Source organism: Candidatus Regiella insecticola LSR1 (assembly GCF_000143625.1).
In the GTDB taxonomy this organism is placed as follows: Bacteria; Pseudomonadota; Gammaproteobacteria; order Enterobacterales; family Enterobacteriaceae; genus Regiella; species Regiella insecticola.
In genome coordinates, this window is the sequence record NZ_GL379753.1 from 1 (window position 1) to 221 (window position 221).

Annotated in this window: 1 protein-coding gene; it reads left to right on the plus strand. The window is 42.1% G+C overall.

Annotated features, from left to right (window positions below):
* Positions 1-45: 45 nt before the first annotated feature.
* A partial coding sequence (locus tag REG_RS15005) for an FAD-dependent oxidoreductase (RefSeq protein ID WP_039909034.1) occupies positions 46-221 on the plus strand: 176 nt, incomplete at its 3' end.

The window sequence follows — 221 nt, forward strand, 5'->3', positions numbered from 1 at the left end:
TTAATTTGCTAGCATCATAACCAGAGGAAAAAAAGCATAATTAATATGAACGATATTCAACAAAATTATGAAGTAATAGTCGTAGGCGGCGGCATGATAGGTGCCGCTACCTCACTCGGTTTAGCGCAATGTGGTTGGTCTGTTGCTTTGTTAGAACCACAATCCCCTTTACCTTTTGATCGTCAGAGTGCGCCAGATTTACGAGTATCGGCTATAGGCTG